Annotated in this window: 13 protein-coding genes; 5 read left to right on the forward strand and 8 right to left on the reverse strand. The window is 58.9% G+C overall.

Translation table 11 applies throughout. From position 1 onward, the window contains the following. A partial coding sequence (locus B9Z48_RS18065; RefSeq protein WP_108380198.1) for a biopolymer transporter ExbD occupies window positions 1-316 on the forward strand: 316 nt, incomplete at its 5' end. A 5-nt stretch (window positions 317-321) separates the two neighbouring features. Continuing rightward, complete coding sequence (locus B9Z48_RS18070) at window positions 322-1,281, forward strand: glucokinase (protein ID WP_108380199.1); 960 nt, start codon at window positions 322-324, stop codon at window positions 1,279-1,281. 58 nt (window positions 1,282-1,339) lie between these two features. Here the strand turns inward: B9Z48_RS18070 and B9Z48_RS18075 are convergent, their stop codons facing one another. From B9Z48_RS18075 to B9Z48_RS18110, 8 genes are all read right to left on the reverse strand, one after another. Continuing rightward, complete coding sequence (locus B9Z48_RS18075) at window positions 1,340-2,326, reverse strand: tripartite tricarboxylate transporter substrate-binding protein (RefSeq protein WP_108380200.1); 987 nt, start codon at window positions 2,324-2,326, stop codon at window positions 1,340-1,342. Window positions 2,327-2,513: 187 nt separating this feature from the next. After that, entirely contained in the window at window positions 2,514-3,767 is a 1,254-nt protein-coding gene (locus B9Z48_RS18080; protein WP_108380201.1) for a phenylacetate--CoA ligase family protein, read from the reverse strand. 118 nt (window positions 3,768-3,885) lie between these two features. Beyond that, on the reverse strand, window positions 3,886-4,695 hold the full coding sequence (locus B9Z48_RS18085; protein WP_089962405.1) for an ABC transporter ATP-binding protein: 810 nt from the start codon (window positions 4,693-4,695) through the stop codon (window positions 3,886-3,888). 134 nt (window positions 4,696-4,829) lie between these two features. Continuing rightward, the gene (locus tag B9Z48_RS18090) at window positions 4,830-6,167 is read right to left on the reverse strand and encodes an ABC transporter substrate-binding protein (protein ID WP_108380202.1); all 1,338 of its coding nucleotides are present in this window, start codon (window positions 6,165-6,167) and stop codon (window positions 4,830-4,832) included. 64 nt (window positions 6,168-6,231) lie between these two features. Next, window positions 6,232-7,308, reverse strand: coding sequence for a branched-chain amino acid ABC transporter permease (locus B9Z48_RS18095; protein ID WP_108380203.1), 1,077 nt, complete (start codon window positions 7,306-7,308; stop codon window positions 6,232-6,234). 12 nt (window positions 7,309-7,320) lie between these two features. After that, window positions 7,321-8,250, reverse strand: a complete 930-nt coding sequence (locus B9Z48_RS18100) for a branched-chain amino acid ABC transporter permease (protein ID WP_089962417.1) — start codon at window positions 8,248-8,250, stop codon at window positions 7,321-7,323. A 12-nt stretch (window positions 8,251-8,262) separates the two neighbouring features. Beyond that, on the reverse strand, window positions 8,263-9,045 hold the full coding sequence (locus B9Z48_RS18105; protein WP_089962420.1) for an ABC transporter ATP-binding protein: 783 nt from the start codon (window positions 9,043-9,045) through the stop codon (window positions 8,263-8,265). Continuing rightward, the gene (locus tag B9Z48_RS18110; RefSeq protein ID WP_108380204.1) at window positions 9,042-10,988 is read right to left on the reverse strand and encodes a long-chain fatty acid--CoA ligase; all 1,947 of its coding nucleotides are present in this window, start codon (window positions 10,986-10,988) and stop codon (window positions 9,042-9,044) included. Before B9Z48_RS18110 ends, B9Z48_RS18105 begins: the two co-directional genes overlap by 4 nt. A 154-nt stretch (window positions 10,989-11,142) precedes the next feature. Between B9Z48_RS18110 and B9Z48_RS18115 the strand changes: the two genes are divergently transcribed. The 3 genes from B9Z48_RS18115 (at window position 11,143) to B9Z48_RS18125 (ending at window position 13,817) form a co-directional block, all read left to right on the forward strand. Further along, on the forward strand, window positions 11,143-11,850 hold the full coding sequence (locus B9Z48_RS18115; RefSeq protein WP_108380205.1) for a Crp/Fnr family transcriptional regulator: 708 nt from the start codon (window positions 11,143-11,145) through the stop codon (window positions 11,848-11,850). A gap of 133 nt (window positions 11,851-11,983) precedes the next feature. Continuing rightward, entirely contained in the window at window positions 11,984-13,189 is a 1,206-nt protein-coding gene (locus B9Z48_RS18120; protein ID WP_108380206.1) for a sorbosone dehydrogenase family protein, read from the forward strand. A 7-nt stretch (window positions 13,190-13,196) separates the two neighbouring features. Further along, window positions 13,197-13,817 carry a c-type cytochrome gene (locus B9Z48_RS18125; protein WP_233261191.1) on the forward strand — a complete coding sequence of 207 codons (621 nt, stop codon included), beginning with the start codon at window positions 13,197-13,199 and terminating at the stop codon, window positions 13,815-13,817. Window positions 13,818-13,819 lie beyond the last annotated feature (2 nt).

A 13,819-nucleotide genomic window follows, 5' to 3' on the forward strand; every position in this document is an offset into this window, starting at 1 on the left:
GATTCCGGCGCAGCTGCACTCGGTGAACCTGGACATGCCGCTGCCCAGCAACGCGGCCAAGAAGGTGGAGCCGGTGGTGATTCGCATCGATGTGGATGCAGCCAGTGTGGTGAACTGGAACGGCAAGGCTGTGGAGGGCCGTGCGGATTTGGAGGCCAAGCTCAAGGAAGCGGCGGTGATGCAGCCGCAGCCGGAGCTGCACATTCGCTCGCACGCGAAGGCCAAGTACGAGGCGACGGCGGGGGTGATGGCCAGTGCGCAGCGCATCGGGCTGACCAAGCTGGGCATTGTGGGCTCTGAGCAGTTCGTCAATTGAGCGCCATGAACTTATTTCCGCGTTTACTCGGTGATGTGGGGGGAACCAATGCCAGGTTTGCTTGGCAGGCTTCAGCCAGTGCACCCCTGTCCCACATTCAAGTGCTGTCATGCTCGCAATTCCTTGGCATTGCCGAAGCGATTGAGGCTTATCTGACAGGCAACGGTCTGACATCGCCGGCGGCCGCCGGCATCGGGATCGCCAACCCCATCACGGGCGACCAGGTCGTGATGACCAACCATCATTGGTCGTTTTCAATTGAACAACTGCAACAACAACTGTCTTTGAATCGACTCCAGGTCATCAATGACTTCACAGCCTTGGCCTTGGCATTGCCTTGTCTGACCACGGAGCAAAAAGTCCAGATTGGCGGCAAGGAGCCCATTCAAAATGCACCTGTGGCCTTGTTGGGCGCGGGCACAGGTTTGGGGGTCTCTGGCTTGATGCCATCGGGTCAACATGTGTTGCCCATTTCTGGCGAAGGTGGCCATGTGACGCTGGCTGCTCAAAATGCCAAAGAGTTTGCGGTCATTGAGCGCATTGGCCAAAAATACGGACATGTGTCGGCTGAACGGGTTTTGTCTGGCCAAGGCTTGGTCGATCTGTATTGGGCTTTAGGCCAGAACACGGGCCTGCCTGCGCAAGCAGTGCAGGCCAGTGAAATTACCCAGTGGGCACTCCAGGACAAAGACCCTTTGAGTCTGGCTTGCCTTGACATGTTTGCAGGCTTTCTGGGATCGGTTGCAGGTGATTTGGCCTTGACTTTGGGCGCTCGGGGTGGCGTCTACATTGGCGGGGGGATTGTGCCCCGCCTGCTGGGATGGTTTGAACACTCCCCTTTTCGCCAGCGTTTTGAGGCCAAAGGCCGATTTGCCACTTACCTCCAAGACATCCCCGTCTGGGTCATTCAAGCGCACGAGTCACCGGCACTCCTGGGGGCGGCACGGGCACTTGACCAAGCTTGATGCCCATCAAAAAAGCCGCATCAAGCGGCTTTTTTGTGGGTGGCACTTTTGCGAGGGATCAGTCAGCGTACTTGCCCGCTGCGTCCACCGCAGCTTTGATTTTCACCATTTCGGCAGCCACAAATTTCTTGTGCTCTTCTGGCTCAACACGCTTGTCGGTCACCACCAACGCGCCCAAGCCTTCATTCTTTTTGACGAATTCGGGATCTTTCAGGGCTTTTTTCAGGGCATCGTTCAGCGTTTTGGTGATCGCTGCGGGCGTACCTTTGGGGGCATACAAACCGTGCCAGATGGTCAGGTTGAAGTTCTTCAGGCCCATCTCTTGCAAGCTGGGGTAGTGCTTGAGAACAGGGTGTGACGCCAAAGGCTTGGCGGTGGTGACCGCAAAAGCCTTGACGCGACCGCCTTCGATCTGGCTGGTGGTGTTGGTGGTCTGGTCACACATCACATCGACTTGGCCGCCGATCAAGGCGGTCATGGCGGGCGCGGTGCCGCCAAAGGGGATGGTGGTCATCGCGTCTTTGGTCTGCAAGTTGGACTGCCACAAGAGGCCACAAATGTGAGAGGCGGACCCCAAACCGGCGTGAGCGATGTTCAGCTTTCCGGCGTTGGCGCGGATGTAGTTTTCAAAGTCGCGGTAGGTGTTGGCGGGCAGCTGGGGCTTGCCGATCAAGGTCATGGGCACGTCGTTGACCATGCCCAAAAACTCGAAATCTTCCAGCGGTTTGTAGGCAATTTTGCGGTACAGGGCAGGCGTAGCGGCCATGCCGATGTGGAACAACAAGAGCGTGTGGCCATCGGGATTGGCTTTGGCCACTTTGGTGGCTCCAATGGTGCCGCCAGCGCCAGCGGCGTTTTCGACCACAAAGTTGCTGCCCGGAATTTGCTTGCGCATGGCTTCGGCCAAATCGCGTGCAACGCGGTCAGTGGGGCCACCAGCCGTGAAGGGCACCACGATGGACACAGGCTTGTTGCCAGGGAAAGTTTGGGCTTGTGCCCCGATGGATACGGCGGCCAAAGCAGCCAAGGCAAACCATTGCTTCATTTACTCACTCCTAATTTTGAACGTGGCAGTTTAAACCACCAAGAGTGGCAGAAATTCTCGGTCATGACTTAGTCCGCATGCGGGATATGGCCTTGATGGGCCATGGATTTGGGCCAACAGGCCGCTCTTTGTCTGCATGCGTGCGCCCTGTGCACCTCTTGCACAGTGACGCATCAGGCTCAAGCGGTCATTGGTAACTGCGGGCGTCCTCGATCACCTTGCCGTCATTGGCCAAGCTGCCCGCAGCGACCAAATGCACCTCACCACGCAGTTTGGTCACATCGCGAACGGCTTCTGACACTCGGGCCTTGAGTGCCTCGTCCGCCAAGGTGGCCGTTTCGACATGCAGCGCCATCTGGTCATTGGCCATCTCGCCGGTCACCACCAAACGGGCTTTGCTCACTTCGGGAAAGCGCTTGACGATCTCGGCCACTTGGCCGGGGTGCACAAACATGCCGCGAATTTTGGTGGTCTGGTCGGCCCGGCCCATCCAGCCCTTGATGCGCTGACCGGTGCGGCCGGTGGGGCAGGTGCCGGGCAAGATGGCCGACAGGTCGCCCGTGCCAAAACGGATCAAGGGGTAGTCGGGGTTGAGTGTGGTGATGACCAGCTCGCCCACTTCACCCTCGGGCACCGGGTCACCGGTGCCGGGGCGCACGATCTCCACAATCACGCCCTCGTCCAGCACCAGGCCTTCACGCGATGCGGTTTCGTAAGCGATCAAGCCCACGTCGGCGGTGGCGTAGCACTGGTAGGCGTCCACACCATGCGCTGTCATCCAGTCGCGCAGGCTGGGCGGGAAAGCCTCGCCCGAAACGAGTGCCTTGCGCAAACTGGGCAGGGCCACACCCATCTCGGCGGCTTTTTCGATGATGATTTTCAGGAAACTGGGCGTGCCGATGTAGCCCGCAGGCTGCAACTCGGCCATGGCCGTCACTTGCTGTTCGGTCTGGCCAATGCCGCCGGGGAAGACGGTACAGCCCAAGGCATGGGCACCGGTTTCCATCATGGAGCCCGCAGGGGTGAAGTGGTAGCTGAAACAGTTGTGGATCAGCTCGCCCGGGCGAAAGCCCGCCGCGAACATGGTCCGGGCCATGCGCCAGTAATCGGCGCGTGTGCCTTCGGGCTCATAAATGGTGCCGGGGCTGGCAAACACGCGGGTCATGCCTGGGCCAAAACCCAGGGTGCTGAAACCACCAAACACATTGCCGCCTGCCACACGCGCAGCTTTTTGACGCTCCAGCAATTCGTATTTGCGGATGACCGGCAAAGCGGCCAAAGCGGTCCGGCTGTTGACGCTGGCAGCATCGACATCGCGCAGCAAATCGGCAAACGCCGGAGCATGGGCTTTGGCGTGTGCGACTTGCGCGGGCAAGGCGGCCATCAAGGCGGCTTCACGCGCTTCTGAGTTGCGGGTTTCGAGGGCGTCGTAATGCATCATGGGTGCTGTGCGGGTCAATGGTGGCGCACGCCCCTGCGTGCAAAAAACAGTGTTGTGGGTAAGCCATTCGCGCACAGGGGCACGCGCCCACAAGGGGGAAATTTCGGTTGTCGGACCCTCAAGCCAACCAGCGCTTGCGGCGCTTGTAGCTCTTGACGTCCTTGAAGCTCTTGCGCTCCCCGCCGCCCATGCCCAAGTAAAACTCTTTCACATCTTCGTTGGTGCGCAGGTCTTCGGCCGCGCCGTCCATCACAATGCGGCCCGACTCCATGATGTAGCCGTAGTCGGCGTACTTGAGCGCCATGTTGGTGTTCTGCTCGGCGATCAGGAAGGTGACTTTTTCCTTCTCGTTCAAGTCCTTGACGATGTTGAAGACCTCTTCAACGATCTGCGGGGCCAAACCCATGGAGGGCTCGTCGAGCAACACCATGTTGGGGTTGGTCATCAAGGCGCGACCAATGGCGCACATTTGCTGCTCACCGCCCGAGGTGTAGGCCGCTTGCGAGGTGCGACGGGTTTTGAGGCGCGGGAAATAGGTGTAGACCTTGTCCAAGTTGGCCGCGATTTCGCCCTTGTCGGTGCGGGTGTAGCTGCCGGTCATCAGGTTTTCTTCGATGGTCAGGTGGGCAAAGCAGTGACGGCCTTCCATCACCTGCACCACACCCCGGTTCACCAGGTCGGCAGGTGAGAGGTTTTCGATCCGCTCGCCACGCAGCTCGATCGAGCCCTTGGTCACCGCCCCGCGCTCGCCTTGCAGCAAGTTGGAAATCGCCCGCAGCGTGGTGGTCTTGCCCGCGCCGTTGCCGCCCAGCAAGGCCACAATGCCTTGCTCGGGCACCTGCAGGGACACGCCCTTGAGCACCAGGATGACGTGGTTGTAAATGACTTCGATGCCATTGACGTTCAGAACAATGTTTTTGTCGCTCATGGACTGTGCCTTTTCAAATTCTGGGGTTCAAGCCAAATGAAACCGCTGCACGCAAGGGTTTCATGTGGCATCTGCCGCTGACGCAAGCCATGGGCAGATGCAGCCCGCCACTTGCGCAGCGGGCTGTTCACCGATCAGGACTGGCAATCCGCAGGGGTGCGGCGTGTGATCTTCTTCTCGGCGGCGTACTTGTCGGCAGCGGCCTTCACCATGGGCTTGATGATCTGCTCATCGGCCTGGTACCAGTCGCTGGAGAACTCCCACTTGCTGCCGTTCCAGGTGTGGATACGGGCCCAGTTGGCACCCATGTGGTCAGCGCACGATGTGGAGATGGGACGCAACACACCCTTGAAGCCCAGGGCATCAAGTTTGGGCTGGGTCAGGTTCAGGTTTTCATAACCCCAGCGTGCTTGCTCGCCGGTCATGACTTTGCCCTTGCCGTATTTCTCTTGGGCTTGACGCACACCTTCGACCGCAAACATGGCGCTGAACAAACCGCGCATGTACAGCACTTCACCCACTTCGTCCTTGGGGCCAGTGCCTTGGTTCTTGGCGTGCAACTTCTCCAGCACTTCCTTCACGATCGCAGAGTCTTTTTCCGTGCCGTGCTGCATGGTGATGGCGTTGTAGCCTTTGGCACCCATGCCCACGTCTTTGACGTCAGGCTCGGCACCGGCCCACCACACGCCATAAATCTTCTCGCGGGGATAGCCGGTGGCTTGTGCTTCTTTGAGCAAGGTGGAGTTCATGACGCCCCAACCCCAGTTGACCACGTAGTCAGGACGGCTTTGGCGAATTTGCAACCAGGTGGACTTTTGCTCCACACCAGGATGGGTCACAGGCAGCAAGCTCAGCTTGAAGCCGTGCATGGCCGCGCGCTCTTGCAGGATTGGGATGGCTTCTTTGCCAAATGGGCTGTCGTGGTACACCAAAGCGATGTGTTTGCCCTTGAGCTTGTCGGCACCGCCGGCTTTTTTAGCGATGTCCTGGATGATCACGTCACCGGCCACCCAGTAAGTGCCGGCCAAGGGGAAGTTCCACTTGAACACGCCACCGTCAGCCGATTCGCTGCGGCCGTAACCTGCGGTGATCAAGGGGATCTTGTCGCCAGGGGCTTTTTCGGTCAGGGCAAAGGTGATGCCGGTGGACAAAGGCTGGAACACGGTCGCGCCGCCGTTCTTGCCTTTCAGGCGCTCATAGCATTCCACGCCGCGGTCTGTGGCGTAGGCGGTTTCGCACTCTTCAAAGCTGAGTTTGACGCCGTTGATGCCACCGCGTGCGTTGACCAGCTTGAGGTAGTCGACATAGCCGTTGGCAAAGGGCACGCCGTTGGGGGCGTAGGCACCGGTGCGGTAGACCAGCACGGGGAAAAACTGCTCTTTGGTTTGGGCCGTTGCCACGGTGCTGACCAGCGCACTGGCAAGACCGGCAGCCGCCACAGTGGTGGCCAAGGCGAGTTGACGAAGCTTCATGGTTTGTCTCCTGTTAAAAAAGGGAAGCACTTGGGGTAAAAACACTCGGAAAAATCTCTGCGCATCAGTGCGGGAAGGGCCACAGACGCAGCTTTTGCTTGGCCACCGACCACAGCTTGGCCAGGCCATGCGGCTCCACGATCAGGAACCACACAATCAGCGCACCAAAGATCATGAACTCGGTGTGCGATACGGCAGCCGTCGAGATGCTGACCCCCACCATGTCACCTGCCCAAGGCAGGAACTGGTTCAGGAAAATCGGCAAGATCACGATGAATGCTGCGCCAAAGAAACTGCCCATGATGGAGCCCATGCCGCCGATGATGACCATGAACAGCAACTGGAAGGAACGGTCAATCGAGAAAGCCGCTGGCTCCCACGAACCCAGATGGACAAAGCCCCACAGGCCGCCCGCCACACCGACGATGAACGAACTCACGGCAAAAGCGCTGAGCTTGGCGTACACCGGCCGAATGCCGATCACGGCAGCGGCCACGTCCATGTCACGAATGGCCATCCATTCGCGGCCAATGGCCGAGCGCACCAGATTTTTGGCCAACAAACCAAACACCACCAAAAAGACCAGGCAGAACAGGTACTTTTGCAAAGGGGTGTCGATGGACCAACCAAACACATTCAGGTTGGACACCGAGACCGAGCCCGAGGCATTGTTATTGGTGAACCAACCCACGCGCAGGAAGGCCCAGTCACAAAAGAACTGCGCTGCCAGCGTGGCCACCGCCAAATACAGGCCTTTGACGCGCAAGCTGGGAATGCCAAAGAACATCCCCACCAAGGTGGCAAAAAAGCCCCCGGCCAGCAAAGCCACGATCAGGGGCATGCCCTCGATGCGGATGTAGGTGTTGTAGGCCATGCAAGCCCCGACCGCCATGAAGGCACCGGAGCCGAGCGAAATTTGGCCGCAGTAGCCCACCAAAATGTTCACCCCCAAAGCCGCCAGCGACAGGATAAGGAAGGGGATCAAGATGGCGCGGAACATGTATTCATCGGCAATGAAAGGCACACCGATGAAGGCGAAGGCGATCAGCGCCAAGATGGCCCAGCGGTCTTGCGCAATCGCAAAGATCTGCTGGTCGCTGCGGTAAGAGGTCTTGTACTGACCGTTTTCTCTGTAAAACATGTTTTTCTCTCCTTACACGCGGTCGATGATTTTTTCGCCGAACAGGCCTTGCGGACGGAACAGCAAGAAGACCAGCGCCAGCACATAAGCAAACCAGATTTCAATACCACCGCCCACATAGGGGCCGAGGTACACCTCGGACAACTTCTCACCCACCCCAATGATCAGGCCGCCGATGATGGCGCCCGGCACGGAGGTCAGGCCGCCCAAAATGATGACCGGCAAGGCGCGCAAAGCCACGGTGGTCAGCGAGAACTGCACCCCCATCTTGGAGCCCCAGATGATGCCGGCCACCAAGGCGGTGAGACCCGCCACAAACCAAACGATCACCCAGATGCGGTTGAGCGGAATGCCAATCGACTGCGCCGCTTGGTGGTCATCGGCCACCGCACGCAAAGCGCGGCCGGTGCTGGTCTTTTGGAAGAACAGCGACAAGACCACCACCAGCAAAGCCGCGATGCAAGCCGCATACACGTCTTCGAGGTTGACCAGCACGCCACCAGGAAACACAGAGTCGAACAAAAACACCGGGTCTTTGGGCATGCCGACATCAATCTTGTAAATGTCGCTGCCAAAAATGGTCTGACCCAGGCCGTCCAAGAAGTAGGTGATGCCCAAAGTGGCCATCAACAAAGTCACACCTTCTTGGTTGACCAAATGGCGCAGCACCAATCGCTCGATCAGCCAAGCCAAAGCAAACATGATGACGGCCGACAGCGCAAAAGCGATCAGGTTGCCCAAGAACTTGTCTTCAATGCCCAGCCAGCCGGGCACCCATTCAGAAAAACGGGCCATGGCCAAAGCCGCGAACAAGACCATTGCGCCTTGCGCAAAGTTGAACACGCCCGAGGCCTTAAAAATCAGCACAAAACCCAGCGCCACCAGCGCATACAGCATGCCGGCCATGAGACCACCCAGCAAAGCTTCCAGAAAAAATGCCATGTCTTGTTCTCCTTAGTGGCTGGTGCCCAGATAGGCACTGATCACGTCTTCGTTGTTGCGCACTTCTTCGGGGGTTCCGTCGCCGATTTTTTTGCCGTAGTCCAGCACCACCACGCGGTCCGAAATGTCCATCACCACGCCCATGTCGTGCTCGATCAACACGATGGTGGTGCCGAACTCGTCGTTCACATCCAGAATGAAGCGGCACATGTCCTGCTTTTCTTCCATGTTCATGCCAGCCATGGGCTCATCGAGCAAGAGCACCTTGGGCTCCATGGCCAGGGCGCGACCCAAGTCGACCCGCTTTTGTAAACCATAAGGCAATTGGCCCACAGGCGTTTTGCGAAAGGCCTGAATCTCCAAGAAGTCGATGATGTGCTCGACAAATTCCCGGTGCACCTCCTCCTCGCGCTGTGCAGGGCCGATGCGCAGCGCCTGCATGAAGAGGTTGCTTTTGATGTGCAGGTTGCGGCCGGTCATGATGTTGTCGATCACGCTCATGCCCTTGAACAAGGCCAAATTTTGGAAGGTGCGGGCAATGCCCATCTCGGCCACTTGGCGGCTGTTCATGTGGTCAAACTTTTGGCCACGGAAAGTGATGCTGCCCTCTTGCGGTGTGTACACCCCGTTGATGCAGTTGAGCATCGAGCTTTTGCCCGCGCCGTTGGGGCCAATGATGGCCCGCACTTCGTGCTCACGCACGTTGAACGAGATGTCGGTCAGCGCCTTCACGCCGCCGAAACGCAAACTGATGTTGCTGACGTCCAGGATGACGTCGCCGATTTTTTTGGTCATGCTGCTGCCTTCACGGGTGTGAATGTTTTGGCGTCGGAAATCTTGAGCGTGGCGCTGACGCTGCCGGTGCGGCCGTCTTCGAACTTCACCACGGTCTCGATGAACTGCTCGGTCCGGCCTTCGTACAGGCCATCGACCAAGGGTTTGTATTTGTCGGCGATGAAGCCCCGGCGGACCTTGTTGGTGCGGGTCAACTCGCCGTCATCGGCGTCCAGCTCTTTGTGCAAGATCAAGAAGCGCGAAACTTGGCTGCCCGCCAACAGTGCATCTTCGGCCAGGTCGGCGTTGACCTTTTCCACACACTCTTTGATGAGCTGGTACACCTCGGGCTTTTGCGCCAAGTCGGTGTAACCGGCATAGGGCAGGTTACGGCGCTCGGCCCAGTTGCCCACGGCGTCAAAGTCGATGTTGAGCATCACGCACACTTTTTCGCGCTGGTCGCCGTAAGCCACCACCTCTTTGATGTGCTGGAAGAACTTGAGCTTGTTCTCAACATACTTGGGGGCAAACATGGCGCCATCGTTGGCACCACCTTGGATGCGGCCCACGTCTTTCACGCGGTCGATGATCTTCAGGTGACCGTGCGAGTCGATGAAACCCGCATCGCTGGTGTGGTACCAGCCATCAGGCGTCAACACCTCGTCGGTGGCCTTCTGGTTTTTGTAGTAACCCTTGAGCAAACCGGGCGATTTGACCAGGATCTCGCCGTTGTCAGCCACCTTGATCTCCACCCCTTTGCACGGCACACCCACGGTGTCGGCACGCGCTTCGTTGTCGGGCTGCAAGCACACAAACACAGCGGTTTCGGTCGAGCCGTAGAGCTGCTTGATGTTCACGCCGATCGAGCGGAAAAAAGTGAACAGGTCGGGGCCAATTGCCTCGCCTGCGGTGTAGGCCACACGAACGCGGCTGAAACCCATGTTGTTGCGCAAGGGGCCATACACCATGAGGTTGCCCAAGCCATACACCAATCGGTCCATCAGGCCGACCGACTGGCCGTCCATCAAGGCGGGGCCGACTTTCTTGGCCACGCCCATGAAATGGTGGAACAGCTTGCGCTTGAAGCTGCCCGCGTCTTCCATGCGGATCATCACGCTGGTCAGCATGCCTTCGAACACGCGGGGGGGTGCGAAGTAATACGTGGGGCCAATCTCTTTGAGGTCGATGGTCACGGTGGCGCCCGACTCAGGGCAGTTGACCACGTAGCCGCACACCAGCCATTGCGCGTAACTGAAGATGTTTTGGCCGATCCAGGCGGGCGGCATGTAGGCCAGCACGTCTTCGGCGCTGGTCAGCTTGTCAAACTCGGCGCCTGCTTCAGCGCGGTCGATCAGGGAGCTGTGCGTGTGCACCACACCCTTGGGGTTGCCCGTGGTGCCCGAGGTGAAAAACATCGCGGCCACATCGGTGTAGGCTGCTTTTTCGACTTCTTCGTTAAAAAACTGCGGGTGCTGCTGGGCAAAAACGCCACCGGCTGCAATCAACTCTTCGAGTGAGCCCAGGCCGTCTTCGGTGTACTTGCGCAGTCCGCGCGGGTCATCGTAAAAAATGTGCGTCAGCTGCGGGCACTGCTCACGCACTTCCAGCATCTTGTCGACCTGCTCCTGGTCTTCCACCACGGCAAAACGCACTTCGGCGTTGGTGATGGGGAACACGCATTCCGCAGCGGCGGCGTCTTGGTACAGCGGCACAGGAATCGCGCCCAGCGACTGCGCGGCCAGCATGGTGGCGTAAAGACGCGGGCGGTTGGAGCCGACCACGATCAGGTGCTCGCCGCGTTGCAAGCCCGCCTGGTGCAAACCGCAGGCCACGGACCGGACCAAGCCGGCCAAATCCGACCAGCTGGTGGTTTGCCAAATGCCATATTCTTTCTCGCGCAATGCGGGCGCTGTGGGGCGCTCGGCAGCATGCTTGAGCATCAAACGGGGAAACGTTGTTTGCATGACCTGACCTGTCTCCAATAACGGTGCATTGAACGCAATGCGACTGAACTGGGACGGATGTTAGGCAGTCATTTGACGCCAAGTTGTCGTTTGGACGACAATTTAGGGAAGACCCCTAGCTCATCTGACCACTGACTGACAACACCCTTTGAATATGCCCAAAGAAAACACCCTTCACCAGCGCCGCCGTGCACCTACGCCAGCCGAACTCCATGAAGTGCCTTGGTTGAGCCTGCTCACCCCAGAGGAGCGGCTCAAAATTGTTCCTCAATTGGTGGTCAGCGACCCCCAAACTGGTGATTTGGTTTGCAGGGTGGGCAAGCCCGTCACTTATTGGTTTGGTGTGATTTCAGGCTTGCTCAAAATGAGCAGCGACAACGAGAGTGGCCAAACCATGACTTTCACAGGTGTCCCCCCGGGTGGCTGGTTTGGTGAGGGCACCGCCCTCAAGCGCGAGATCTACCGCTACAACATCCAGGCCCTGCGACCCAGTGTGGTGGCAGGCCTTCCCGTGGACACCTTTCATTGGTTGATTGACCACTCTTTGGGCTTCAACCGCTTCATCATGAACCAGCTCAACGAGCGGCTGGGCCAGTTCATCGCCGCCCGCGAGCTGGACCGCATGAACAACCCCGAGCTGCGCCTGGCCCGCCACTTGGCGGCATTGTTCAACCCCGTGCTGTTTTCTGGCGTGGGCGAAGTGTTGCGCATCACCCAACAAGAGCTGGCTTATCTGGTGGGCTTGTCGCGCCAACGTGTGAACGAAGCACTGCGCGTGCTGGAGGCTCGGCAACTCATTCGGGTGGAATACGGTGGCTTGCGAATTTTGGACCTTCACGGACTGCGCACCGCACAGTTTTGAGCCCCCTTTGTCTTGACTTGAGTCATGTGGGTGACGCAAACAGCCCCGTCACTGGGACTAACCCTGTGTTTGACCGCAAGGGCCACCGCTACGCTTCATCGCGGACAACTCACCCACTTTTTGGAGACCCCTCATGTTCAAGAAAATCGCGACCTGCGCCGCCGTGCTGACGCTCGGCCTGGGTCATGCCATCGCCCAAACCCCAGCTGCCGCCCCACCACCCGCCTGGAAACAAGGCATGGGCGCCGACATGGCCAACTCCACCCTGGCCCCCTTGGCAGGCAAGCTGACGGTCACCCCTGCGGCCGACATCCCCCTGAACAAACTCAAACTGCCGCCTGGTTTCAAGATCGAAATTTGGTCCACGGGCACCCCTGGCATTCGCGCCATGAGCCGTGGCGAAAGCGGCAAGATTTACGCCGGCACACGCGGCCTGGGCCGCGTTTATGAGATCAGCGACAACGGCAAAGAGCGCACCAGCCGCGTGCTGGTCGACAAGCTGAACCAACCTGCTGTCACCATGCACAAGGGCAACCTGTACGTCATGGGCATTGACAAGGTGCTGCGCTACGACGGCATCGAAGCCAACCCCAACGCCCAACCGGTGGACATGACAGCCGCCTTCAATTTGCCCCCGCTGCAACACCACAATTGGAAGTACCTGAGCTTTGGCCCAGACGGCAAGCTGTATGTGCCTTTTGGTGCACCTTGCAACATCTGCGAGCCCGGTGCTGAATACGCCCAAATTCGCCGCTACAACGCCGACGGTTCGGGCATGGAAGTGATCGCCAAAGGCGTGCGCAATACGGTAGGCTTTGACTGGCACCCCGTGACCAAAGAAATGTGGTTCAGCGACCACGGCCGTGACTGGATGGGTGACAACGGCCCTGAGGACGAACTCAACCGCATGCCCAAAACAGGCTTGAACTTCGGCTTTCCTTATTGCCACGCCAATGCTGTGCCTGACCGCGACATCAAGAAGGACAATCCCTGCGACGGCGTGACCTTGCCCGTGACCACCATGGGGCCCCATGCTGCCGTGATGGGCGTGCATTTTTACACCGGCAACATGTTCCCTGCCGAGTACAAAAATGCGCTGTTCGTGGCCCGCAAAGGCTCTTGGAACCGCACCCAAAAATTCGGCTTTGACGTGGCCATGGTCAAAACCGATGCCGAAGGCAAAGCCGCCCGGGTCACGCCCTTCCTGACCGGTTTCAAGGACGACAGCGACAACAGCTTCTGGGGTCGCCCCGCATACATGCTGCAAATGCCCGATGGTTCGATGCTCGTGTCTGACGAGCAACTGGGTGCCATCTACCGCATCTCGTATGCCAAGTAATGGTCCGTTGAACATCAGGGCGCTGGCAACAGCCGCCCTGATGTTGACCTCGGGCTGCTCCGTGCTGGCGCAGACCTCTGCGCCAGCTGTTTCAGGTACAGCCCAGGTCAACGCCAGCATCAAAGCCCCCGAACGCGCCGCCCAATGCATGGCCTGCCATGGACCGGGTGGTGTGTCGCAAATCCCGGCCATTCCCTCATTGGCCGCTCAGCCTCGGGTTTTCATTGAAAACCAGCTGGTGCTGATCCGCGAAGGCCTGCGCGATGTGCCCGCCATGAAAGGCTCGCTCGATGGTGTGCCCGACGCAGAATTGACGGCACTGGCCCGCTACTTCTCAGCACAACCGGCTCCGGCCATCGCCAAAGGTCCGGTCGATGCCCAAAGCTTTCAGCGCGGCAAAGATTTGGCCAAGGCGGCCCTGTGCGGCACCTGCCACCTGCCCGCCCACCAAGGCCGCGACCAAGTGCCCCGGCTGGCCAGCCAGCAAGAAGAGTTTTTGCGCAATGTGATGAAGGAATACCGTGACAAGCCCGGCCCGGGTCGGGACACCGTCATGGCTGCAGCGCTGTATGGCATCAACGATGCGCAACTCAAGGACCTGGCGCACTTTTTTGCGCACAGCCCCTGAAG

It is taken from the genome of Limnohabitans sp. WS1 (assembly GCF_003063265.1).
Taxonomy (GTDB): domain Bacteria; phylum Pseudomonadota; class Gammaproteobacteria; order Burkholderiales; family Burkholderiaceae_C; genus Limnohabitans_A.

Excerpts from the sequence above, each read along its gene's own strand:
- B9Z48_RS18070 (WP_108380199.1), top strand. The coding sequence starts at position 322 with ATGAACTTATTTCCGCGTTTACTCGGTGATGTGGGGGGAACCAATGCC.
- B9Z48_RS18075 (WP_108380200.1), bottom strand. The coding sequence starts at position 2,326 with ATGAAGCAATGGTTTGCCTTGGCTGCTTTGGCCGCCGTATCCATCGGG.
- B9Z48_RS18080 (WP_108380201.1), bottom strand. The coding sequence starts at position 3,767 with ATGATGCATTACGACGCCCTCGAAACCCGCAACTCAGAAGCGCGTGAA.
- B9Z48_RS18085 (WP_089962405.1), bottom strand. The coding sequence starts at position 4,695 with ATGAGCGACAAAAACATTGTTCTGAACGTCAATGGCATCGAAGTCATT.
- B9Z48_RS18090 (WP_108380202.1), bottom strand. The coding sequence starts at position 6,167 with ATGAAGCTTCGTCAACTCGCCTTGGCCACCACTGTGGCGGCTGCCGGT.
- B9Z48_RS18095 (WP_108380203.1), bottom strand. The coding sequence starts at position 7,308 with ATGTTTTACAGAGAAAACGGTCAGTACAAGACCTCTTACCGCAGCGAC.
- B9Z48_RS18100 (WP_089962417.1), bottom strand. The coding sequence starts at position 8,250 with ATGGCATTTTTTCTGGAAGCTTTGCTGGGTGGTCTCATGGCCGGCATG.
- B9Z48_RS18105 (WP_089962420.1), bottom strand. The coding sequence starts at position 9,045 with ATGACCAAAAAAATCGGCGACGTCATCCTGGACGTCAGCAACATCAGT.
- B9Z48_RS18110 (WP_108380204.1), bottom strand. The coding sequence starts at position 10,988 with ATGCAAACAACGTTTCCCCGTTTGATGCTCAAGCATGCTGCCGAGCGC.
- B9Z48_RS18115 (WP_108380205.1), top strand. The coding sequence starts at position 11,143 with ATGCCCAAAGAAAACACCCTTCACCAGCGCCGCCGTGCACCTACGCCA.
- B9Z48_RS18120 (WP_108380206.1), top strand. The coding sequence starts at position 11,984 with ATGTTCAAGAAAATCGCGACCTGCGCCGCCGTGCTGACGCTCGGCCTG.